At 54.1% G+C, this 23,894-nt stretch carries 21 protein-coding genes; 15 read left to right on the top strand and 6 right to left on the bottom strand.

Translation table 11 applies throughout. The features are described 5' to 3' along the window. The first annotated feature begins 520 nt into the window (after window positions 1-520). From QMZ18_RS37150 to QMZ18_RS34440, 3 genes are read left to right on the top strand one after another with little or no spacing between them, the layout of a single operon-like run. Window positions 521-901 (top strand): transposase, encoded by a 381-nt coding sequence (locus QMZ18_RS37150; protein WP_367575968.1) that lies wholly within the window; start codon window positions 521-523, stop codon window positions 899-901. Next, window positions 898-1,245, top strand: a complete 348-nt coding sequence (gene tnpB / locus QMZ18_RS34445) for an IS66 family insertion sequence element accessory protein TnpB (RefSeq protein WP_282610984.1) — start codon at window positions 898-900, stop codon at window positions 1,243-1,245. Before QMZ18_RS37150 ends, tnpB begins: the two co-directional genes overlap by 4 nt. Before the next feature lie 58 nt (window positions 1,246-1,303). Next, window positions 1,304-2,815 (top strand): IS66 family transposase, encoded by a 1,512-nt coding sequence (locus QMZ18_RS34440; RefSeq protein ID WP_282610983.1) that lies wholly within the window; start codon window positions 1,304-1,306, stop codon window positions 2,813-2,815. 427 nt (window positions 2,816-3,242) lie between these two features. On the opposite strand, the gene lpdA is transcribed toward QMZ18_RS34440, so the two are convergent. The 6 genes from lpdA to QMZ18_RS34410 are packed head-to-tail and all read right to left on the bottom strand — an operon-like array spanning window position 3,243 to window position 11,225. Next, a complete protein-coding gene (gene lpdA, locus QMZ18_RS34435; protein ID WP_282610982.1) occupies window positions 3,243-4,688 on the bottom strand; it encodes a dihydrolipoyl dehydrogenase in 1,446 nt (481 codons plus the stop codon). Between the two features lies 1 nt (window position 4,689). Then, complete coding sequence (gene tkt / locus QMZ18_RS34430; RefSeq protein ID WP_282610981.1) at window positions 4,690-6,696, bottom strand: transketolase; 2,007 nt, start codon at window positions 6,694-6,696, stop codon at window positions 4,690-4,692. 36 nt (window positions 6,697-6,732) lie between these two features. Then, window positions 6,733-7,956: a dihydrolipoamide acetyltransferase family protein gene (locus QMZ18_RS34425; RefSeq protein ID WP_282610980.1), complete on the bottom strand. Its 1,224-nt coding sequence runs from the start codon at window positions 7,954-7,956 to the stop codon at window positions 6,733-6,735. 11 nt (window positions 7,957-7,967) lie between these two features. After that, window positions 7,968-9,188 carry a transaldolase family protein gene (locus QMZ18_RS34420; protein WP_282610979.1) on the bottom strand — a complete coding sequence of 407 codons (1,221 nt, stop codon included), beginning with the start codon at window positions 9,186-9,188 and terminating at the stop codon, window positions 7,968-7,970. A gap of 14 nt (window positions 9,189-9,202) precedes the next feature. Then, a complete protein-coding gene (locus tag QMZ18_RS34415; RefSeq protein WP_322097608.1) occupies window positions 9,203-10,321 on the bottom strand; it encodes an alpha-ketoacid dehydrogenase subunit beta in 1,119 nt (372 codons plus the stop codon). Further along, entirely contained in the window at window positions 10,242-11,225 is a 984-nt protein-coding gene (locus QMZ18_RS34410) for a thiamine pyrophosphate-dependent dehydrogenase E1 component subunit alpha (protein ID WP_282610978.1), read from the bottom strand. Before QMZ18_RS34410 ends, QMZ18_RS34415 begins: the two co-directional genes overlap by 80 nt. 495 nt (window positions 11,226-11,720) lie before the next feature. Between QMZ18_RS34410 and QMZ18_RS34405 the strand changes: the two genes are divergently transcribed. The 12 genes from QMZ18_RS34405 (at window position 11,721) to gph (ending at window position 23,721) form a co-directional block, all read left to right on the top strand. Continuing rightward, a complete protein-coding gene (locus tag QMZ18_RS34405; RefSeq protein WP_282610977.1) occupies window positions 11,721-12,590 on the top strand; it encodes a MurR/RpiR family transcriptional regulator in 870 nt (289 codons plus the stop codon). Between the two features lie 306 nt (window positions 12,591-12,896). Next, window positions 12,897-14,417 (top strand): extracellular solute-binding protein, encoded by a 1,521-nt coding sequence (locus QMZ18_RS34400; RefSeq protein WP_282610976.1) that lies wholly within the window; start codon window positions 12,897-12,899, stop codon window positions 14,415-14,417. 85 nt (window positions 14,418-14,502) lie between these two features. Then, window positions 14,503-15,564: a carbohydrate ABC transporter permease gene (locus QMZ18_RS34395; RefSeq protein ID WP_282610975.1), complete on the top strand. Its 1,062-nt coding sequence runs from the start codon at window positions 14,503-14,505 to the stop codon at window positions 15,562-15,564. Window positions 15,565-15,583: 19 nt separating this feature from the next. Then, complete coding sequence (locus tag QMZ18_RS34390) at window positions 15,584-16,465, top strand: carbohydrate ABC transporter permease (protein WP_282610974.1); 882 nt, start codon at window positions 15,584-15,586, stop codon at window positions 16,463-16,465. A 22-nt stretch (window positions 16,466-16,487) separates the two neighbouring features. Then, window positions 16,488-17,582 carry an ABC transporter ATP-binding protein gene (locus QMZ18_RS34385; RefSeq protein ID WP_282610973.1) on the top strand — a complete coding sequence of 365 codons (1,095 nt, stop codon included), beginning with the start codon at window positions 16,488-16,490 and terminating at the stop codon, window positions 17,580-17,582. Further along, window positions 17,579-18,205, top strand: coding sequence for a hypothetical protein (locus QMZ18_RS34380; protein WP_282610972.1), 627 nt, complete (start codon window positions 17,579-17,581; stop codon window positions 18,203-18,205). Before QMZ18_RS34385 ends, QMZ18_RS34380 begins: the two co-directional genes overlap by 4 nt. Continuing rightward, entirely contained in the window at window positions 18,202-19,761 is a 1,560-nt protein-coding gene (locus QMZ18_RS34375) for an FGGY-family carbohydrate kinase (protein WP_282610971.1), read from the top strand. Before QMZ18_RS34380 ends, QMZ18_RS34375 begins: the two co-directional genes overlap by 4 nt. Window positions 19,762-19,793: 32 nt before the next feature. Further along, window positions 19,794-20,348 carry a VOC family protein gene (locus QMZ18_RS34370; protein ID WP_282610970.1) on the top strand — a complete coding sequence of 185 codons (555 nt, stop codon included), beginning with the start codon at window positions 19,794-19,796 and terminating at the stop codon, window positions 20,346-20,348. A gap of 118 nt (window positions 20,349-20,466) precedes the next feature. Next, on the top strand, window positions 20,467-21,324 hold the full coding sequence (locus QMZ18_RS34365; protein WP_282610969.1) for a class II fructose-bisphosphate aldolase: 858 nt from the start codon (window positions 20,467-20,469) through the stop codon (window positions 21,322-21,324). Next, on the top strand, window positions 21,324-22,037 hold the full coding sequence (locus tag QMZ18_RS34360; RefSeq protein WP_282610968.1) for an HAD-IA family hydrolase: 714 nt from the start codon (window positions 21,324-21,326) through the stop codon (window positions 22,035-22,037). Before QMZ18_RS34365 ends, QMZ18_RS34360 begins: the two co-directional genes overlap by 1 nt. 33 nt (window positions 22,038-22,070) lie before the next feature. Continuing rightward, window positions 22,071-22,982 carry an NAD(P)-dependent oxidoreductase gene (locus QMZ18_RS34355; protein ID WP_282610967.1) on the top strand — a complete coding sequence of 304 codons (912 nt, stop codon included), beginning with the start codon at window positions 22,071-22,073 and terminating at the stop codon, window positions 22,980-22,982. A gap of 79 nt (window positions 22,983-23,061) precedes the next feature. Further along, window positions 23,062-23,721, top strand: coding sequence for a phosphoglycolate phosphatase (gene gph, locus QMZ18_RS34350; protein WP_282610966.1), 660 nt, complete (start codon window positions 23,062-23,064; stop codon window positions 23,719-23,721). Window positions 23,722-23,894: the final 173 nt, after the last annotated feature.

Raw genomic sequence — 23,894 nt, 5'->3', positions numbered from 1 at the left:
CAGCCCGGTAGCTCGTCAGGCTCATAACCTGAAGGTCGCAGGTTCAAATCCTGCCCCCGCAACCAAATCAAAACAAATAAAGCCCCGCAACCTCAACAGGTTACAGGGCTTATATTTTTGCTCGCATCACATTTCAATAAAATCAATAACTTAGGTCCGTAGGTTCAAGCCACCCCGCAACCAACCTACGAACTCACGACCCAATACAGTCATTTACCCCATCACGTATAACAGGCGTACTGGATGGCTAGCGGGCTTCCGCCGCACTCAGGCCCAAGGTCTGATCAGCGGACTTTGCGAACATTTCGAGCCTTCCAACAATTGGTGATAACGGCCCAAACCCGCCATTGGCAGATCGTTCCGCATGCTGCGGTGCGGCCCGTCGAAGGAGACATTCGCTGCAGGAGCAAAATCTGAGGTCGCGTGAATTCACACAACGCGGACTTGGATGAAACGTGAGCGTCCGGCGAAGGCGCTCTATCTGATTTTGTTAGATTGCCGTAAGTGTCCACTTGTTTAGGTGGACACCAGGGGTGGCTCTGTGGGCGATCGGAGCAAGCGTCGGATTTGGTCTGAGGATGAGAAGTTATCGATCTGTCAGCAGACGACGGCGCCTGGCGTATCAGTTGCGCAGGTTGCGCGTCGTTATTCGATGAACGCAAACCTGATTTTTAAATGGTTGCGTGATCCGCGTTATGCTCCGGCTGCTGCGGTGACGGATGACGCTGTGTTTCTGCCGATTACGATTGATCAGCCTGATTCTTTGCCTCCAGTTGCTCCGTCGTGTTCACCGCCTCAGGGCCGCATTGAGATCGAGCTTTCTGGCGGCCATCGGATTTCTGCGGAAGGCGGGTTTGATCCTGATGCGCTTGCGCGTTTGTTGAAGGGCCTGATCGCTTGATCCCGGTTCCTGCGCAAACACGGGTTTGGCTGGCTGCCGGGGTTACGGATATGCGGAAAGGTTTTAACGGACTGTCGGCTTTGGCGGAGAAGGTTCTGGAGCAGGATCCCTACTGCGGTCATCTCTTTGTGTTTCGTGGCCGGCGTGGCGATCTGCTCAAGGTGATCTGGTTCGACGGCCAGGGTGCCTGTCTATTCTCCAAGCGTCTGGAGGCTGGGAAATTCGTTTGGCCGTCTCCGGCGCAGGGCCGCGTGTCGATCACCTCAGCACAGCTTGCGATGCTGCTGGAAGGGATTGATTGGCGTGCGCCGCAGCGGACGTGGCGCCCTTTGACGGCAGGGTAATCCTCTATCGGATTTAGATGGATTCCTTTCCGCAGAGCGATCGCGTATACCTTTATTTATGCTCGAGGACATCGCGACATTGCCGGACGATCCGGCTGATCTGAAGGACCTGGTCACGCGTCTGTCCTGTGAGCTGAAGAACCGCGATCTCAAGATCGCCAAGCTCGAACATCAGTTGGCCGGACATCGGCAACATCGCTTTGGTGTCACATCCGAGACGCTCGATCAGCTCCAACTGCGCCTGGAAGACGAGGAGGTCGCGGCGGCTCGGGAAGCCCCGTCGTCAACAGATGCCTCTGATTGCCCGACAGCGAAAAGCAAGCCGAAGCGCAAGCCCTTGCCGGCTGATCTGCCGCGAGAGGATACGGTCCTGTCACCCGGAGAGTCCTGTGCCGATTGTGGCGGCGCTTTGAAAACCCTGGGCGAGGATATCACCGAGGAGTTGGAGTACGTTCCCGGGCGCTTTGTGGTGAAACGCTTTGTGCGCCCGCGCATGGCCTGCCGCTGTTGCGAGAGGATCGTCCAGGCTCCATTACCCTCTCGCCCGATTGAGCGCGGGCGCCCCGGCCCTGGTCTGTTGGCACATGTCCTTGTGAGCAAATACGCTGATCATCTGCCGCTTTATCGGCAAAGCCGGATATTTGAACGTGACGGTCTTGAGCTGAACCGCTCCACCTTGGCTGGCTGGGTTGGCCGTTCAGCGTCACTGCTGGAGCCACTGGCTGATGCTATTGGGCGTCACGTCCTTGCGGGCCGCGCGATCTTTGCGGACGATACTCCCTTGAAGCTACAGGCACCGGGAAGCGGAAAGTGCAAGACGGCGCGGATCTGGACCTATGTCCGAGATGAGAGGCCCTGGGGAGGCTGCGATCCGCCGGCTGCCTGGTATCGGTTCAGCTCTGACCGCAAGGGCGAACACCCCGGCAATCACCTGGCCGCTTATAATGGCTGGATGCATGCTGACGGATATGCCGGGTTCAACGATCTCTATCGGGGCGGTTCCGTCCAGGAGGTTGCCTGCACGGCGCATGTCAGGCGAAAGTTCGTCGATATCTTTCGTGCCCAAGGATCGGCGATGGCGGAGGAGACGATCAAGCGCATCGTCAAGCTCTATGGCGTGGAGAAAGAAGCCCGAGGTCTGCCGCCTGAAGAGCGCGTGCGACTGCGCCAGGAAAAAGCCAAGCCGATCTTTGATGCTCTGGAGATTTGGTTGAGTGGACAGTTGGCCAAGATCTCCGGCAAATCCGAACTCGCTAAGGCGATCCGCTATGCCCTGACCCGCATGAAGAAGTTGCGGCCTTATCTCGAGCATGGCGTACTTGAAATCGATAATAATCCGGCGGAACGAGCTGTAAAACCTGTGGCCATCGGCCGGAAAAATTTTCTCTTTGCTGGCTTCGAAGGTGGAGGAAAGTCAGCTGCCATTCTCTACAGTCTGATCGAGACCGCAAACCTTAACGGCATCGATCCGCAGGCCTGGCTCACTGACGTCCTCAGCCGCATCGCGGATCATAAAATCAACAGGATCGACCAACTCCTGCCGTGGAATTACGCCGCCTCGACAGCCTAAACTCCACGCGCAAAATTCAATAGAGCGCCTACGCCAAACGCTCACGATGAAACCGCTCTCTCGGCATTGCCGCTTGTGGCTTGTGATGTGTTCTGAAGCGAGCTCAGCGCAATTAGTGGGCGGACGAACCTGTTTGACGATTGGGTCCTTCTCAATCCGATGACAGGAGGTTTTTCATAACCAACCACTTTGCTTTGGCTCTGCACCAGCGCTTTCTGGAAGACATGTGGATCAAGGGGCTGCTGCCCAGGACGCAGACGATGTGTCTGCGCGCGATGCGGGGTTTCACCCGGTTTCTGGGATGTTCGCCAGATACTGCCACACCCGAGGAGTTGCGAGCGTTTCAAATAATAAGAAAACTCAATAACAAAAACCCACCCGTTTAGCCGGTTTGCCCTGTTCGCAGCTTAATCAACTGTTTGACTGCTTAAATGTGCAGCGCAGTTCCGCGGGCATCCAGAACTGATTCATGCATGGCTTCGGACAGAGTGGGGTGCGGATAGATGAGCTGTAGGAGATGCTCGTCTGTTGTTTCGTGGCCGATGGCTGTGACGAAACCGTGGATCAGTTCAGTGACTTCAGGCCCGACGAGATGCGCACCGAGGAGTTCACCCGTCACTTCATCGAAAACGGTCTTTACAAGGCCTGACTTTTCACCGAGTGCGACGGCCTTTCCGTTTGCGGCAAAAGGAAAGCGGCCGACCTTTACTTTGTGTCCCGCTTCGCGTGCAGCGTCCTCCGTGAGGCCAACAGATGCGACTTGAGGCTGACAGTAAGTGCAGCCGGGAATACGGGATTTATCAAGAGCATGGCTGCTTCCGTTCGCGATGGCCTCAACACAGTTCACGGCTTCATGTTCAGCCTTGTGGGCCAGCATCGGCGCACCTGCGACATCACCAATCGCGTAGATCCCCTGACAGCTTGTCGCCCCTGCATCATTCGTCGTAATGCCGATCTTTGTGACATCCACGCCGAGGGCTTCGAGGCCAAGACCTTCAATGTTTGGAACTACGCCAACCGCTGAGATGATCTTGTCGAACTTCCGCTCCGTTGTCTTGCCGGCACTATCGGCAAACTGCACCTTTGCGGCGCCATCAACATGTTCGATCTGGCCAATCTTGGTTGAGGTAAGCACTTCAATGCCGCGCTTCTTGAAGGCGTCCCGAACAAGTCTCGCTATTTCCGGATCTTCTTGAGGTAACACCTCTGACAAAAGCTCGACCACCGTGACTTTGGTACCCATGGCCGCGTAGAAGGATGCGAATTCCATTCCGATTGCTCCGGACCCGACGACCAGGAGGGATTCCGGCGCAGTTTTGGGGACCATTGCTTCAAAGTAAGTCATGACGATTTCGCCGTCCGGCTCCAGGCCGGGAAGCACGCGAGGGCGCGCGCCCGTCGCGATGATTGTGCCCTTCGCTGAATAGGTGCCATAACCTTTGGTCTGACGCGGCGCAGGATGAGAGGGCTCGACCGCGGTTTTCGTTGAGGCAGCCACAGCGACTTTGCCGGGTGCAAGCAGTTTTGCTTCACCCCAGATGATATCCACCTTGTTCTTTTTCAGAAGGTGACCGACACCACCGTTCAATTGTGCGGACACCTTCCGGGAGCGCGCCACCATCGCACCGACATTGGCTTCGACCGCACCTTCAACGTCGATGCCAAAGTCTTTTGCATTCTGTGTGTGTTCGAGCACTTCTGCCGACCGCAGAAGGGCTTTGGTTGGAATGCAGCCCCAGTTCAGGCAGATGCCGCCCAGATGTTCGCGTTCGACAACAGCAGCTTTCATGCCAAGCTGCGCCGCTCGGATTGCGGCGACATACCCTCCTGGTCCCGCGCCGATAACGATCAGGTCATAGTCTGGTCTTGCCATTTCAGGATACACTCTCGGATTGGTTCAGGGCGGATTTGGCCGCTGTCTCGATGGTTGAGACGGTTATTCCAAAATGCTCGAACAGCTGAGTAGCGGGACCGGAGGCGCCAAAGCCTTTCATGCCGACAAAGCCACCGGTGAGGCCGACATACTTGTGCCATCCCAGTTCACCGGCCGCCTCAATCGCAATACGTGGCGCCACACCGAGAACTTCGGCGCGATATTCATTGGACTGTCTGTCGAAAAGCTCCCAGCAGGGCAGCGATACAACGGCTGCCTGAACACCGCACTCCTCAAGCCTGGTTTGCGCATCGACAGCCAGCGAAAGTTCCGACCCAGTCGCGATTAAAGTAACATCCCGGTCCTTGCCGCCTTTTGCAGGGCGAAGCAAGTATCCGCCCCGATCACCGTATCCACGAATTTCGCCGCTTTCACGCAGTGCCGGCAAACCTTGTCGTGACAAGACAATAGCTGTCGGCCCGCCGGTCCGCTTCAGCGCGTGCGACCAGGCCTCTGCGGTTTCGACAGCATCTGCGGGTCGGAATACGTCGAGGTTCGGGGTGGCGCGCAGCATCGCGAGCGTCTCAACCGGTTGATGGGTCGGGCCGTCTTCCCCGAGGCCGATACTGTCGTGAGTGAGTACATATATGACCCGCAGCCCCATGAGGGACGACAGGCGGATCGATGCATGCATGTAGTTTGCGAAGACCAGAAATGTGCCCGCATATGGAATCGTTCCGCCATGAAGGGCAAGCCCGTTCATAATGGCACCCATCGCGTGTTCCCTGACACCGTAGTGGATAAAGCGATTTTCCAATTTATCCGCTGTTAACGGGAGAGTCCGGGACGTCTTGGTATTGACCGATCCGGTCAGATCCGCTGAGCCTCCAATCAGGTTTGGGATAGCCGAAGTAAGGATTTCAAGCGCTTTTCCTGAAGCCTGTCGGGTCGCCATTTTAGGGGCGTCGACTGCTATACTCTGTGCATGGTTTTCAAGAGCAGACTCCCAGCCTTCTGGCAGGTCGGTCAAAGTATGCTCGGCAAATGAAGATCGGGTCGACTCGTCAGAGGTTTCCAATCGAGTTTGCCAGGCATTGCGTTCAGCTGCTCCTTTCCCACCAATCGTCTTCCACGCCTTTGCAACATCTTCTGGAATTTCGAAAGGAGCATGGGGCCAGTTTAACTTTACTCTCGCCGCTGCAATCTCTTCGGGACCAAGCGGGGCTCCATGCGCTACAGCCGTTCCCTGCTTGTTTTCTGCGCCAAAGCCTATGACGGTCCGGCAGGCGATCATTGAGGGTAGAGGCGTAGTCTCGGCATGGCGTAAGGCCTCAACGATAGCTTGAGGATCATGGCCGTCAATGGCCTGGCAATGCCAGCCGGACGCTTCGAACCGCTTCATCTGATCATCGCTGCAGGTCAGGCCGACCTCGCCGTCAATGGAAATAGCGTTGTCGTCGAACAGGACGGTCAGTTTTGAGAGCTTGTGGTGACCGGCGAAGGAGATCGCTTCATGCGATATGCCTTCCATGAGGCAACCGTCGCCTGCAATGACGTAAGTGCGGTGATCGACCAGGTCATCGCCGAATTGAGCGTTGTCCCGGGCTTCGCCGAGTGCCAGGCCTACAGCGGTCGCCAATCCTTGCCCTAGTGGACCGGTCGTCGTCTCAACGCCCCCGCCGTGTCCGAATTCAGGATGACCTGCCGCATTTGAGCGGAGCTGCCGGAATTGACGGAGTGTGTCTATGCCCCAGTCTTCGTATCCGCAAAGATGCAACAGGCTGTATAGCAGCATCGAACCATGGCCGGCAGACAGTACGAAACGGTCGCGATCGGCCCAGTCCGGTTGCGCGGCGTCAAATTTCAGAGATTGACTGAACAGCACTGTTGCGACGTCGGCCATGCCCATTGGCATCCCGGGATGCCCCGACTTTGCCTGTTCGACGGCATCCATCGACAATGCGCGGATGGCATTTGCAAGATCCGAGTGCGCGATGAGCTCCGTCATGTCTGTTTGCCCGCTTCGCATCTTTGAAGTGAGATCTCAAACAAACTCATTGTACGCTTCGATCGTCTCGACGAGAGACTTGAGAAACTGCGCACCATATGCGCCATCGACGGCCCGGTGATCAGCCGCCAGCGAAAGCGACATGATATCGCGAGCCTGGAAGCCGCCCCGGTGTTCCATCACGCTCCGACGGGTAGGGCCAACACCCAATATACCGGCCTCCGGCAAATTGATGATCGGCAGAACTTCAACCCCGTACATACCCAGATTGGAGATCGAGAAGGTGCTTTTCGCCGGGGATTTATCTATGCCGCGCCGGGCTGCGGCCGCATAGTCCCGAATCAGAGACGAAATCTCTTCGAGGCTCTTGTGCGGCGTGTTTTCAATGGCCGGTACCATGAGCCCGTTTTCAACCGAGACCGCGACGCCGATATTGACCTGCGCTTTTTTCAGCACACCGGTGTTGGACACAAAGCTGTTCAGGTCCGGATATTCGAGAAGGGTAAGGGCCGTCGCATGAACAATAACGTCGTTGAGAGATATCTTCCCGCCGGTTATGTCGAGGTGCGCTTTTCTTCGGATTTGCAAATCAGTTATATCGGCCTCAGCCATCAGGTAGAAATGCGGTATCGTTTGCTTTGACTCGAGCAACCTATTCGCAATCACCTGTCGCATCTTGTTGAAGGGTTGTTCAACGTCTTCATCGGACGTTGGCGCGGGAAGCGGCTGCGATGCCGAAGGCGGAATCGCGACCTTCGTGGAGGCAGGAGAAATTTCAGCCGATTTAAGCGCGGCCTCAACATCTCGTTTGACAATAGCACCTTTCGGACCGGTTCCCTTCAAGCTCGAAATGTCGAGTTTATTAAGAGCGGCAATACGCCGGGCCAAAGGAGATGACCGGGTCGTCGAGGCGGGCCGATCACCTGTAGCATTATCGGCTGATTGAACTGATTCTTCGCTCTTGTTGGGGCGGCTGACTTCGTTGCCCTGCGCAGCATTGGAGGCTTCTTCGACTGTCTCGCCTTTTTCCCCCAACATCAACAAGGGCTCCAGTACAATGGCCATGTCGCCTGGTTCGTAAAAGCGTTTCAGGACGGTACCCTCTTCGTAGGCCTCAACCTCGAAGCTGGCCTTTTCAGACTCCACGACAGCGAGGATGTCGCCTTTCTTGACGATATCTCCGACTTGGACATGCCACTCGATGAGCTCGCCCTCTGTCAGATCCTGACCGACTTGCGGCATCACAATTGGTTTGGCCATACCGACAATTCCTAGGCTGCTTGCCGTTTCGTGTCGGCGTAGACACGTGCGACGAAGTCTATTGTTTTTCTGGTGGCGACGGCGAATTCCGAAGCGGTGGGAATGAAGGCGCCAAAGCGACTGAATTCTTCGCTGGCCATTCCGTCAAACTCGTAGGCCTGACGAAAATAGGGCAATTCAAGCAGCTTTTTCAGACTGGCTTCGGATATGTCTTCGTTGACCGCATCGGCATCAAAAGGCGGGATCTTGTCTTCGTGCTCCATGAGCGCAGCGATGTAACTGGGCGGGCATGTGTAAACGAAGTCGCCGCCGGCGAGTTTTTCGATATGCCAGCTGGAAGCTGTTCCATCCGCTGCATTGTGATGCACGCGCATAGAGCACATCAGCATCTTAGATGGATGACCCGTCTCCTGGATATGTCTGTAGGCACGTTTCAGTACCGCGAGTTCGCCAAGAGTGATTTCTTCGGGCGAAATTTCGATACCGCGTTCTTCAGCTTGCCACAGCAGGTCACCGATATTGCCCAGCCGGGCAGACATGTGCGTTATCACGGAACGCCAGCGGCTAAGATCGACAGCGTTTGCACGCGCTTTTTCCAGCCCGCGGGAGACCGCATCCATACAGGCCTTGTACTGTGGGACAGTGAAAGACGTTGTGTTGTTGGTCGACACACCTTCGGCGGTCAACTCCTCAATCAACTGATAGCCTTCCTTAGAGCCGGGCACTTTGACCATGATGTTGGAGGCGATAGCCTTCAGGTCAGCAGCGTTTGCGCGCATCCGATCCAGATCTGTTACAAAGCGTGGGTCAACCTGCCCCGAGAGATAACCGTACTTTCCCTCGCTCTCTTCAAAGACCGGGCGAATGAGTTCCGCGCCGCGACGAACGGTCTCCAGATAAACTTTCCAATAAATACCTTCAACGTCGTCGCTGGGGTATTGCAGGATCGTCTGACGGATTTCTTCTACCCAGTAATCCGGGTCTGAAAGGATGGCCTGTAAGCAGAGAGGCGGATTGGTCGTTACGCCCCGAAAACCCATCTTTCCAGTCGTGGAAGCTGTTTCTGGATTGTACAATCGGTCAAGTTGTTCCGCCCATTCGGTCTTTTTGTTCGCCGACGCTTTGCTCAGGACGGATTCAGCCCATTGTTGATAGACTAAAGGCGAACTGTCCCACCAGATTTCACAGTCGGGATTTGTCTGAGCAAGTTCTTCAAGAATGTGTTTGGACATGCTCCGTCTCCTTTCTATGCGGCCTTGCTATGCAAAACGCTTTGGACGGCGGCGATGACATCATCCTTTTGCGGAACGGATGCCTCTTCCAATGTCAAGTTGAATGGGATCGGTGTGTTCATTCCAGCAACGATTTGGACAGGCGCATCCAGGCTGTAGAATGCTTCTTCCTGAATGATGGAGGAGATATCGGATGCGATGCCGCCGCGCCGCACGGCCTCTTGCACGATCACGCAGCGATTTGTTTTTGCGACCGATTTTAGAATGGCCTCGCGGTCGAGAGGCACCAAAGTACGTGGGTCCAGGACTTCCGCAGATATACCCATATCAGCGAGTTCTTTTGCCGCTTCAAGGGTGCGAGGTACCATGTTCGACCATGCAATCAGCGTGACATCGCTGCCCTCGCGCTTGATATCGGCAACCCCAAACTCCGTGATCAGTTCGCCTTCAGGGACATCACCTTTCGTCATGTATAAATGCTTATGTTCCAAGAACATTACGGGGTTTGGCTGGCGCAACGCGAATTTCAGCAAACCCTTCGCATCGACAGGTGTGGAGGGCATTACGACGCGTAGACCAGGGATGTGATAGAATAGAGCTTCCAGGCTTTGTGAGTGTTGAGCTGCGACACCGCCGCCAGTGCCGCCCTGTGTACGCAGGACGAAAGGAACGCGCCCGCTGCCGCCCGTCATCAAGCGAAATTTGGCTGCTTGGTTTACGATCATATCCATGCCAAGCATGGCAAAATCGACATATAGGATTTCTACGATGGGGCGTCCGCCTGCAATGGCTGCTCCGACACCAACACCAATCATGCTTGCTTCGGAAATCGGGGTGTCCCGGACCCTTGCGGCACCGTATTTGTCCAACAATCCTTCTGTCACCTTGTATGAACCGCCGCGTTCGGCAATCCCTTCGCCGATGATGAAAATTTCATCATCGCGTGCCATTTCTTCAAACAAGGCTTCGCGCAGCGCTTCCCTGTACATAAGTTCACGACCTGACATCGTGCTCCTCCCTTCAGGTTTATCCCGACTTATTTCTTTAAGCTTGTTAGTAGCCTTCGACGAATTCGCGGAATTCTTGGATTGACACTTCGTCAGCGGATTTCGCAGCAGCGACTGCAGCTTCAAATTCAGATCCGATTTTCGCTTCGATTGTCGCGACTTCTTCCGCAGACGCTTTTCCCATTTTGATGAAATTGTCGCGTGCGCGGTCTACCGGATCTCTGTCCTTGTAGTATTTGAGCTTTTCTTCAGGCATGTATTTTCCGGGATCATTCACGTGATGACCGCTATGGCGGAAGGTAACAGCCTCGATGAGAATTGGACCAAGACCGGACCGGCACTTTTTCACTGCGTCGGTGACAGTCTCGTAGACAACGAGGCTATCGTTTCCATCGATCCGGTGGCTTTCGACGCCTATGGCTTCCCCTCTTTTGTAAAGCTCCGTTTCTCTCGTGGCTTCCGCCAGGGTCGTAGAAACTGCGTACTGGTTGTTTTCTATAATCAGAATGAAGTTCAAATTCCAAATGGCTGCCAGGTTGAGCGATTCCAGGAATGTTCCGTTGTTGCTTGCTCCATCAGTTGAAAACGCGATCGTGACGGCGTCGGAACCTCTAATCTGATTGGCCAACGCGGCGCCAACACCCAGTGGCGTGCTTGCCCCGACGATGCCGTTTGCCCCAAGGTTGTTCTTGCTGATGTCGGCGATATGCATCGAACCGCCATAGCCTTTACAGTAGCCGGATTTCTTCTGGAGTAGCTCTGCAACCATTCCGTCGACATTGGCGCCCTGAGCTATGCAATGCCCATGGCCCCTATGGGTGGAAGCTATGTAGTCTCTTTCTTCCAGAGCGGTGCATGCGCCGGTTGCTATGCCTTCCTGCCCCAAATATGGGTGAAAATATCCCCGCACGAGTCCTTGCCGGTAGAGTTTTATGCCTTCGGTCTCGAAGTTTCTGATTCTGTAAGCAGTTGTGAAAAGTTCTTCCAGAACCTCCTTCGGCGGAGTGTTCCCCCTTCTTTTGTTAGGCATATGGACGATCTCCCACGATTAAATCGGCATTATTCAGCTTGCTAAAAAAAGACATATCACGGGAAAAATATAATAGTAAAGAAATTTTCACCAAACTTGAGCCAGCGCTCTGGTGCATTTGGTTGGACATATGATATGCCGATGGCACTATCTCAGCGGCACGACCTACAGGTTCTTTCTTTGTTGAGAATGGCTACATATTCACGGTGTATTGCCAATGAGTTAGCAAAGGAACGGCTTGTCGATTTGCAAGGCAGTAAAGAGGCAACCTGCCGGTTTGGGGAATATGAGGTTAAGTGAAGGAAATTTTCTTTCATTAGGATCTTGTCTGTGCTTGTTTGATATGGCTCATAGTCAGGGCTGCGGGAGCGCAAATCCTGGCCCTGACCGTCCTATGTCTTGCGGCGAGCGTGGGAGCTCCTTCAACCTCGAAGTGTTATGAGTCGTATTTCAGACGGCAGAGTGAAAGCGGATAAAAGTGCAGGAGATCGGCACATGACCAAGGGTATCGCGTTGAGACTCCAAGAGAAGTACGGGCAGTTGCGCAAGTCTGAACGACTGGTGGCAGATTATCTCAAGGAGCATCAATCAAAGCGATTGGAGATGTCGATCACGGAATTTGCCAATACTCTTGATATAAGCGAAGCAACGATCAGCCGTTTTACGAGGGCGCTCGGATACAAGGGCTTTGCGGATATGAAGCTGGCGTTGGCGTCGGAGAGCATTTCAACAGACAGGTTTGTGAACCTGCCTGCTGAGATGAATGAAAGCGACCCGCTCAGTGATATAAGCTTCAAACTGCTCGGCGCCCTCAGTTCTGCGATGACTGAAACGCAAAAACACTTAATTTATGAGGATATTCAGCGCGTGGTGTCGAGTGTTCTTCGCTCAAGTGAAGTTGTTTTTCTGGGTGTGGGGGGCGCCGTGGCGGTATGTGAAGAGGCTGTGCACCTGTTCTTGAAGGCTGGTGTCAAAGCAACATGTCATAGAGACGGTTATACTCAGCAAGTTGTTGCTGCGACTTCCACGGACCAAGCGACATTTATTGGTGTTTCTCATACCGGCACGACAGAAGACGTAGCTGGTGCACTTAAAGTCGCTCGAACAAAGGGCGCTATGACAATCGCGATTACCAGCAATCTGGAGTCGCCCGTGTCCAAAGCGGCAGAGATTTCTCTTTGGACCTGGACACCGGATACACCACAAATCCCGCTTTACGGGGATTTTCTTGAGGGTCGGATTTGCCAAATTTACATCATTTACATGATCTATCTCGGTGTTCTTTTCCAATCCAAGGGCGCGGCACCCAGGTCGCTTGAAGAAACTGCATCGACACTGAAGGAATATTTTTTACAAAATAGCTGAACGGTTGTTCCTGAACCGACCAGCCATCGCCCCGGCCTCAGCTCCCACGAGCAGGCCAAGCAAACCCTGGATTCCGCAGCGCCGGCGCCGATTCTGGACTGCAGGCGCTTGACAAATTCCCTTGCAATTAGAGTGGGCGTCATCGAAAAAAACAAAATTGGTAAAAATTTTCACCAAAAGCTTGATTTTGGATTAATTTTGGAAAATAATTTCCGTAAGCGACGTTGATAGATCATCTCTTAACAGTCGCGACCAATCACAAAGCCAGTCGCAAAAACGACAACTGGCGGCAGATGGGAGGAACCTATGTTTTATGTACCGAAGAATGCTGTCTATAAGACTGTATCAAGGCGGAAGTTTTTAGAACTTGGCGGTGGCGGCGTAGCCTCGCTCGGGCTTGGTTCACTTGTCGTCGGGCTGAGCACCGTGATTTCGCGCCGACCCGTGCAAGCACAATCTTCACTGGATGCGAAATGGAAGCAGTACGAAGGATCGAAGCTCGTATTCATGTCCGAGAACACGCCCCCTTCCTTTGCGATCCGAGACAAGATCCAAGAGTTTTATAAACTGACCGGGATTGAAATCGAAATTATTACGGACGGCCTGCCTTCCGTTCAGCAGAAGGTCGGAATTGATCTGCAAAGTGGTAATGCAGACTTTCCCATCAGCTATGTTCAGGACAAGCCGATCGGATCACCATTTGCTGATTTTTATGCTGACCTTACGTCCTTGATCGGTGATGAGACTCTGCCACAAGATCCCGAAGGATATGGTGATGGCGTATGGTTCGAGAATTTCCTCGATGCTTGCGGTCGGTTTTACGACCGGGATCGCCTGATTGCCTTGCCTTACGATGCGGCGGTGGCCTGTACCTTCTTCCGTCAGGATATCTATGAGCAGAATACCAAGGACTTTGAAGCAGAGTACGGTTACCGGATGGAGTTCAACGAAAACTCCACATGGAAAAACGTCTACGATTTCGCTGAGTTCTTAAAGCGCAAACGTGACGCCGGTGCCGATGTTCCATACGGCTATGCGCAACACCAGGGTTCCTTTGCTTGGACGACACAATTGGATGTGCAGCGCATGTTCTTTGCACACGGTCGCTGGCTGGACTGGGAGATCGATGACAAGCTTGGCAGCAAATCACCACCACCCTCAAACTGGGGCGACGAACAGTCTGTCTTTCTCATGCAGAAGTTCAAGGAACAAGCCGACGTATGTCACCCAGACAACCTGGCGAATGGCACGCTTGAGCTGAACACGGTATACCAGTCCGGCAACATCGCGATGCAAGTGCAGTATCACGAATTCGCCGCTTCTATCGAAGATGAGAAAACGTCCAAGGCGGCAGGCGGTCGAACAGCCTATGCGCCTTGTCCGAAAGGCGAGGCCAGCTGGATTCTGAATGGTGGCCCGGCAGTGAACGGAACGAACTGCGGGGTCGGCGGTATCGGCATCAACGGCAACGCATCGGAAGACGTTCAACGGGCCGCCTATCTGTTTTGCGTCTACGCGACATCGGGCGCGATACAGTTCGACGTCCTGACCGGATTGGGCGGCACACCGACGCGTAAATCCGTTATGGACATGCCGGGTGTTGCCGACGCGCGCAAACGCCCATCCAGCATGCCGAATGCACTGACCTTCGATGCAGTTTACGATATCGGTATTAAGGACCCGAACTTCGTTCTCGGCCCGAAGGTCCCGGAAGCCAACGAGTACCACACGATTATGGCTGCAGAGACTCAACGCTGTCTGTCCGAGGAAATCTCGGCGGAGGAGGCTTGCAACAACATCAAATCTCAGATCGACAATCTTCATTAGAAGATTGGTCAAAGGAGGGCGCGACTCCCGGCGCCCTCCTTTATACTTGTCACGCTTGGGTGCGAGTGACTCGTGCTAGGCGCAGTTGGAGGCAGGCAGCGATGCATCCATTGCATTCTCAACTCCGCTTCCCTTGTTCCAAACCCGGCTTGGAGAAGAAATGACTACTCGCGCTTCATCGGAAGGCCATCCCGCGCTGTCGGACCAGGACTGGGGTTTCGCCACGGTCGACCAGAAACCGGAAATCTACAATCCGCAGCCAAGCCGGATGTTCTACGTGTATCTCGCCATGCCGGCCGTCTTGTTGCTGGCTGCAATTACGATTTATCCCTTTCTTTGGCTCATTTACATGAGCTTCCACAAGGTCGGATTTGGGAACGCATCCGATGTGTTTGTAGGTGTCAAAAATTTTGCCAGATTATTTAATGATTCTAAATATTTACAGGGCTGGGGATTGCTTCTGAAATACAGTGCAATATGCCTTTCAATCCAAGTCGTCGCCGGCGTCTCACTTGCCGTTATTCTTAACAACTCTCGGCACGAGAAAATTCTGGTAACCCTCTTTCTCATGCCGATGATGGTCTCGCCCGTCGTTGCGGGACTCCTGTTCTACTATCTCTACAACGGTACGTTCGGATGGTACCACTGGATATTCCAGAGCTTGGGAATTTTGGATGAAACCTCGATTCTGGGGAGCGCTGATACTGCACTCTATGGAATTATCCTAGTCGATGTCTGGCAGTGGACTCCCCTGATCACGCTCATCACGCTGGCGGGTTTGAAGCGTGTGCCTCAGGACCAGCTAGAGGCTAATATGGTCGATGGCGCCGGGTCGATCAGTAACTTCTTCCACGTCAGCTTGCCCAATATCTATCCGTTCCTGCTGATCGCCGTTCTTCTGCGGTTTATGGACAATTTCCGCTTTATCGACGCAATCCTGGCCCTCACGGGCGGGGGGCCGGGAAATGCCACACGCCTGTTGCCGGTGTATCTCTTCGATGTGTCATTCAAGTTCTTCAAGTTGGGTCGAGGCGGCGCGATCGCCCTGACCCTGCTGATCGTGACGATTATCCTGGGAATGATCCTCGTTAAGGTCCTCGAAGACCCTGCGCGCAAAAAAGCGCTCTCAGGCGATACCGACGGCTAGTTTAAGGGGGAATACTCAGATGGCGTCACGGGAACTGATCTCTTACGACAAAGGAGTGGCTGTAAAGGTCTTGAAATGGGCCAGTCCGATCTTCCTGACATTTTATCTGGTTTGGTCGTTACTTCCACTCTTCATCATGCTGGTAGCTTCACTGAAAGACCTGCTGGATGCCTTCTCAGTACCGAAGCCGGGAGACTGGGCAGGAGTTACGATTTTCTTCGACTTCTCACCGACCCTAACCCACTATGTTGCACTGTTTACGGAGAACGGCTTTGGAACATATCTTTTCAACAGCCTTGTAGCATCGATCGGGTCCGCCGTAATAGCGGTAACGTTTGGATCGATGTGTGCGTACAGCCTGTCACGGAGCGAATTTCGCGGCAAAAAAGATCTGCTGTTTTGGATCATCTCAACCAGGATGGCACCTATTGTCGCTGTGATCGTACCCCTTTATGCCATTTTTAGATCAGTAGATCTCGTTGGCACTTTGCCGGGCCTGATCCTTGCTTTCACGACTTTCAATCTTCCGTTCGCGATTTGGATGCTGAAAGGCTTCTTTGATGGCGTCCCCTATGCGATCGAGGAAGCAGCACAAGTTGATGGTCAAAATCGGTTTCAGGCGTTCGTGACTATTTTGCCCCTGGTGGCGCCGGGTATTGGCGCGTTCGTTATCCTTTGTATTTTGTTTGCATGGAATGACTTTCTATTCGCCACGATCATTGGCAGCGGCGGCGCAAAAACGCTGCCTGCGGCCACGAAAGAGTTGGTACAGCCGCAAAACATCGATTGGGGAAAAATTATGGCCGCTGGCATCGTGACGACTGCGCCAATGATCCCTCTTGGCCTTCTTGTTAGACGCTATCTTGTGGCGGGCCTGACAATGGGTGCAGTGAAAGAATAAGAGGCGCAAGGGAAGTCCGAAAATGGTTGCAGTTTCATTTAATAACGTCTGGAAAGACTACGGTGGCGGCGCGATTGCCGTCAAAGACCTCAATATGGAAATAAAGGATGGCGAGTTCGTCTCATTGCTTGGACCATCCGGTTGCGGAAAGTCTACCTCTCTGCGAATGCTTGCCGGATTGGAGCATATCAGTTCTGGTGAAATTGTTTTTGGTGACAAAGTTGTCAACGACTTGCCTCCCAAAGACAGAGACATCGCAATGGTGTTCGAAAACTACGCGCTTTATCCCCATAAAACCATCTTCGACAACATCGCAAATCCTCTAAAGCAGAGTAAAGTCGCGGCAGCGGAAATAGAGCGACGCGTTACCGAAGCTGCCAAGCTTCTGGAAATCGACCAGCTCCTAGAACGCCGCCCGCAGGAGTTGAGCGGAGGACAGAAACAGCGAACCGCCATCGGACGCGCTATTGTTCGTCAGCCGCAAGTCTTTCTGTTTGATGAGCCCATTGCGCATCTAGATGCAAAGCTTCGAGCGCGGATGCGCGGTGAATTGAAGCATCTTCAGTTTACGCTTGGAGTCACAACAATCTACGTCACGCACGATCAGCTCGAAGCACTGACAATGGCCGATCGGATTGCTGTGATGAACGATGGTGTGCTTCAGCAATTTGGTACACCGCAGGAAGTTTACGACAATCCAGCAAATTCTTGGGTCGCAACATTTGTCGGTGAACCGCAGATGTCTCTAATGGAAATGCAGGTAACAAGCCTAGAAGGAGAAACAGCCCTTGCCTTTGGAAGTTACACGATAGAAGTGGACCCAAAAAATTCAGCGCGTTTACGAGCAGCTGGCAAGAAAGACTTATTGGTCGGCGTGCGGCCCGACAAGGCCACAGTCTCGCTTGATGAGTCATTGGGCAGCATTCGTGGTGAGGTCTATTCCCGGCAATTGTTAGGCGCGGATGTACTTGTTGAAGTGGAAATCGGCAAAAGCCGTGTTCGTGCGAAGGCAAACACGTCTTTTGCGGGGACCGTCGGAACCCCGTGCTATTTGAATTTCGGATCAGAAGATCTCTATTTCTTCGATGCGAAAGACGGGCAGGTAATCCCGCAATGACCCCGTCAAGCGAACAAGAAAGCGCTGACTACGTTTCCCTATTCCTGGAAAGAAACGGACTTTCAGAACATTCGACGATAGCCGACGTCTTTCACGCTGTGAGACGGGTTCCTTATGGAAGTCGTGGTGGGCGCAGTGCCGAGGAAGTCGTGCAATTCGGCGAAGGCTCGTGTTCGGGAAAGCATTCATTGTTGCGCGATCTTCTAAGACGATTGTCGCAAAAAGCCGCTGTGGAAACTGTTCGAGGTGACTTCACATCCCGGGTTCCATCTTGCAAAAGCATGCCGATTGAACTCAAGCAAATGTGCCTCGAAGGCGGTGTTACTGACTTTCACCAATACGTGGTTTGGGAAAGCCCAGATGGTGAGCTGAAACTTGATGCTACATGGTCGGATGGGCCGATCAGACAGGGTGTGCCTGGTAACATGAACTGGGCGGGAAAGGGCGACACTGCGCTTGCTCTCGAGCCGGAAGCAGTCCTCAAACGTGCCGAAGACGTTCCAGCCTACAAAGAAAAACTGCTCGCCGAGTTGAGCCCGGAAGTCAGGCAGCGTCGGCTGACTTTCCTCGCTCTGTTAACAAATTGGACGGCAGGCACTGAAACAGGAGGAGATACACTATGAGTCCAGTCCGGGCCTTTGTTGGGGTTGATGCTGGTACCACTGGATGTACCGTCATGATATTCGATGAACGTGGCAAGACCCTGGGCCACGGTTACAAAGAGTATCCCTGTGTTTCGCCGCATCCAGGTTGGAGCGAACAAGACCTGAAGTTGGTTTGGGAGGGAATATGCGCTGCAAGTTCTCAGGCGACAGCGGCGGCAAATTTGCCTCCAGATGCCTACATTTCTTTGGGCCTGTCTAGCCAACGCGGTACGATTGCGATGCTGGATGAAAACAAGGAGCCGCTCTGCAACAGTTATGTCTGGAATTGCGCGCGCGCGACCGATTACCAGGTAAGCTTCGAAAAAGAGATATCTCCCGACGCGCATCAAAAACTGACCGGCATGCAGCTTAGTCCATTGTGGTCTGCGGCGAAGATTGCCTGGTTCCGCGACAACCAACCGAGTCTCTTTGAACGCACGCGGTGGTTTGCAAACGGGCAGGAGTATTTCCTTCACAAGCTGGGTGCAGAGGACTGGGTCACCGATCCGGCGTCTTTGACACTCAACGGAATGATGGACATTGCCAATCTCGATTGGAGTGATCAGATTCTCGGCCTGTGCGGCATCACCCGGGATCGTCTGCCGAAAGTAGGTATCCCGTCGGGTATGGCCGGAAAACTTTCCAAAGATGCCGCCGCGCTCACGGGACTGCCCGAAGGTCTGCCGCTCTGCCGCGGAGCTGGGGACCAGCAATGTGCTGCGATCGGCGCGGGCATCATCAAGCAAGGCATGGCGGAATTTACCGTAGGCACCTCGGGGGTGATGGTTGGTCATCTTGATTCGCTTGACCGGATCAAAGGAAAAAACCTTTGGTGGGGCGGCCACGGGGTGCCAGGCGCGTGGGATATCGAAGGCGCTGCTTTCAGCCTGGGTGCCTGCCTGAAATGGTGGCGCGACAATATGGGGCGGCGCGAGGTCGAGGCTGGTAACGCACTTGGCCGCAGCCCCTTTGCCCTGATGGTGGATGGTGCAACAGCCTCACCGCCCGGCGCGCGGGGATTGTTGTTCCATTCATTCCTGAGCAGTCAGGTAACGCCCTACTACGATGCCGCCTCTCGCGGAGGCTTTCTGGGAATTGGCCTCTATCACACACGCCATGACATGATCCGTGCGCTTCTCGAAGGCTGTGCCAACGAGATGCGGATGGTCGTCGATGCCTTTCAAAGCGATGTCGAGGGTGGCATTTCTGAGCTGCGCCTGACTGGAGGCGGCACGAAAAGTGCCGGCTTTGTGCAAATCATGACAGACATCATCGGGATGCCGACCCGTGTCACAACCGAGCGGGAGTGCACCGTTTTGGGTGCGGCTATTCTCGGCGCATTCGGATCCGGTGCGTTTTCCTCGATCGAAGAAGCCGTGGATCAGTTGGTCGAAGTGGAAGCGGAGTTCCTTCCAAACGAACGCCTGAGCGGCCTCTATGGAGAACAGCACGAAATCTGGCGAGGTATGTACGAGGCGATCGCAGCCGGTGGTCAGTACCAAAAATTGGCCGATTTCTCGGCAAAGTATTTCTAACGAATAGCAAACCAAACAGGGAGAACAAGAAAATGCCTATGCCAGGAATGCGCGGGATGGAGCACATCGGCTTCACAGTGCCGGATATCAACGAAGCTTGTGACTTTTTCGAGAGAATTCTTGGAGGCGTCACACTCTATACCGCAGCTACCAATTTTCGCGTTGATGACAGCGACTGGATGACGGAGCACCTGCGCGTGCACCCACGCTCGGTTATCACCGAGTTTCGCTACATGCGGATTGGTAACGGCACCAATCTCGAGATTTTCGAATATGTCTCACCGGATCAGAACGACACACCCCCCAAGAACAGCGATGTCGGAGGCCATCACCTGGCGTTTTATGTCGATGACATGGATGCCGCAATCGCCTTCCTGAAGGAAAACGATGTCGAAGTCCTGGGCGAGCCTACCTCCTATGAAGAAGGGCCAAATATCGGTCTGACCTGGTGTTACTTCATGGCGCCCTGGGGGCTTCAGCTAGAGATCGTCTCAGCACCAAACGGTACTGACTTCGATAATGCTGCCAAGGCCAATGGCGAAATGCGCCTCTTCAACCCGGCGCTCGGGTCCGAAACGCTGATCTGAAGCTGCTGTGGGCCGGTAGAGGTTTACCGGCCCACATGCTCACCGAGTCGTTAATGCAAATCCAGGATTGGCCTCGTCAGTTGGGGCCGAGACCATGACCTGTTGACGGAGGCACAAAATGGCGATTTCGCCGATGAAACCGATGCTGAAACAAGCCCGGTCCGAGAAGTATGGCATCGCGGCCTTCAATGTAATTGACTATAATAGTGCGCGTGCCGTGGTGGACGGGGCGCAGGAGATGAGCGCGCCGATCATTGTCCAACTGTCCGTGAAAACGATCAGACTGTGGGGGTTTAAGCCCATCGCGGATTGGGTGAGAAGCCTTTCTGACAGCGTCGACGTACCTGTTGCACTCCACCTTGATCATTGCAAGGACCTGGGTGTCATTCGGCGCTGTATCGATGCCGGATGGACGTCCGTCATGTTTGACGGCTCCGCCTTGCCATTTCAAGAGAACATCAGCCAAACAAAATTGGCTTATGAACTGACGATGGCGGCAGGTGTCGGCCTTGAAGCCGAAATTGGAGCGATTGGTGGCACGGAGGATGACAAGTTCGTGGCGGAAGACGAGGCGATTCTTGCCGCCGTCGACGAGTGTGTAGAGTTCTGTCAGCACTTCCCGGACCTGGCGGTGTTCGCTCCGGCTATCGGTACAGCCCATGGTGTGTACAAGGGTAAGCCGAAGATTGCCTACGACAGGCTGGCAGAAATTACTTCATCGGTCGACATTCCAATCGCACTGCATGGCGGTACCGGGTTAAGCACCGAGCAGTTCAGCCGATGCATCCAGTCCGGTTGCGCGAAGGTGAATATTTCAACGATGCACAAGCTGCAATTCATCGACGGTTTCGCCGATCTTAGAAAGCAGAAGCCTGACCTGGGAGAGCCAATTCCCTTCATTGAAGCTCAGTACGAGCTCATGAAAAAGGGCGTCAAAGAAATGATTGCGCTCTTCGGCTCGCAAGGAAAAGCCTGATGGGACGGCTGCAGGCCCTGCTCTTTGATTGTGACGGCGTTCTGGTCGATACCGAACGAGACGGACACCGGGTCGCCTTCAATGAAGCCTTTGCCAAAAAAGACCTTAAGGTTTCCTGGTCTCCTGAACGCTATGGCGAATTACTCCACACGGCCGGCGGTAAGGAACGGATGCGGCGCCACTTCGATGAGACCGGCTGGCCGGTTGCCGAGCGCGATCGTGATGGCTTCATCAAGGACCTCCATAAGCTGAAGACAGATTTGTTCATGGCCTTGATCGCGGACGGCAAACTGCCCCTTAGGCCAGGAATTGCACGCATCATGCGCGAGGCCATTGATGCAGGCGTCACCATCGCGGTGTGCTCAACTTCCAACGAGCGCGCGGTCCAAAGCATCGTTGACGTCCTGCTCGGGGCCGATGTTGCGCCCCATGTCACCGTCTTTGCCGGCGACATGGTCAAGGCAAAGAAGCCTGATCCGGAAATTTACCTCATGGCCGTGAACCGGCTTCAACTCGACCCTGCGAAATGCCTCGTCGTCGAGGACAGTCATATCGGCCTCACTGCGGCCGATGCCGCCGGCATTCGATGTCTTGTGACAAAATCCTCTTATACCGAACAGGAGGATTTCCGCGCGGCAACCAAGGTCGTTTCCGAATTGGGTGAAGGGGCGTCCGCTCTTGAATTGCCGGACCTGGAGAGTCTTTTGATTTGACCTGGCGACGCGAAAGTTGCTGCAGGAAAAACTATGAAACTTGCATTTATTGGCTTAGGGACGATGGGTGCGCCCATGGCGCTGAGGCTCGCCTTGGCCGGTTTCGACCTGGCGGTCTATGATATCAGCTCTAAGGCCTGCGCTCGTTTTGACGCGGTTTCCAATTGCCGGGTAGCGAGTTCACCTGCGGATGCAGCGCAAGGTGCAACGGCCATTATCACCATGCTCCCAGAAAGCCGCCATGTCCGGGACGCGATTTTTGGTTCGCAGAGCGCGATAGAAACTCTACGGCCCGGTACGATCGTTATCGATATGAGTACCGGGTCGGTACCGGCCTTGCTTGACCTTGCCTCCGACCTCGCAGCCCATGAGGTCCGTTTGATGGATGCGCCGGTAGGCCGCTCGCCGAAAGAAGCTCAAGCCGGCCAGCTTTTGGTGATGGCCGGGGGCAGCAAGGAAGACATCGCAGAAGTCTCGTGTGTTTTGGAATGCCTTGGACAAGAAGTCATTCATGCCGGGCCTTTGGGCGCCGGCCTGAAGCTGAAACTGGTCAACAATTATATGAGCATGGTGGGCATGGTCATGACGGCCGAGGCGCTGAACCTTGCACGTATGTTGGATCTGGACCTGACACAGACCGTTCATGTCTTACAAAGCACACCGGCAGGACGCGGACAGATCAACACCAATTTCCCCAAAAAGGTTTTGAAGGGAGATGTCAGCCCTGATTTCCCTCTCCGCCTTGGATTGAAAGACATTGGGCTTGGTCTCGCCCTTGCCCAGTCGGCTGGGGCGCCGACACCACTTGGATCGGCTGCTCAGCAGATTTTCGCACTGTCTTTTCCCTGGGGACGTGCCGAGCAAGATTGTACCGCGATGCTGCACTTGTACGGTGACCTGTCCGGTCCGTCTTCTCAAACAATGTCGGGGTCAAAACGGGAATGAGCAAATCAAATGCAATCCGCCTGGAGACGATGATCTTGTTCCGTCTATGTCTGCGCTAAACAGCAAAAGGCCCTGGAGAATGGTATCAGTCGTCTTCGACCTTGATGGGACCTTGATCGACAGCGCGCCGGACTTGCAGCATATCGCTAACCAGATCCTCACAGCAGCCGGCTGTCCGCTTCTCTCGATCGAAGAAACACGCTCCTTTATCGGTAACGGGGCAAGTGTGTTTGTCGAAAAGATGTGCGTGGCGCGCAATATACCGGTCCAAGATCAGGCCGCCCATCTAGCGACTTTCATGGCGGCCTATCAGAGCGCCTATGAGTTCACCGAGGTTTATGCGGGTGTGACCGGGGCACTTCATGCACTGAAAGAAAGAGGCTACGGTTTGGCTGTCTGCACAAACAAGCCGATGGGACCCTGTATCGCGGTCCTTCAACACCTGAAGCTATACGACGACTTCAACACGATTGTTGCCGGGGACAGTCTGAAAAATCGCAAGCCACACCCCGAGCCCCTTGAATTTGCGATCGAACGGCTTGGCGGTAAACCAGCGCTTTACGTGGGAGATAGCGAGGTCGACGCGGAAACGGCAGAACGCGCATCGATTCCATTTCTATTATTCGCCAACGGCTATCGCAAGACGCCGATCGATCAGCTCACCCACGCTGCTTCATTTGATCATTTTGAGAAGTTGCCGAGTCTGATTGATATGCAGGTCGCACAAGACCAATCCTGATTGCCGCGGCAGGCCGGAGGGGCCAATGAAACCGCTATTGTTCGGGGTTTTTGAAAGCGCCCAAGCGAACGATTCCGGTACGGCGATCTGGTGCCATAATGAAAACGCGCGAACTCATTCTGATCGCCTCTCTTACTGGTAGAATACCGCGAATATCTGCGAGACATCAGGGA

It is taken from the genome of Pelagibius sp. Alg239-R121 (assembly GCF_947331435.1).
Lineage (GTDB): Bacteria > Pseudomonadota > Alphaproteobacteria > Kiloniellales > Kiloniellaceae > Denitrobaculum.
This window is presented reverse-complemented; position numbering and strand designations above follow the sequence as displayed.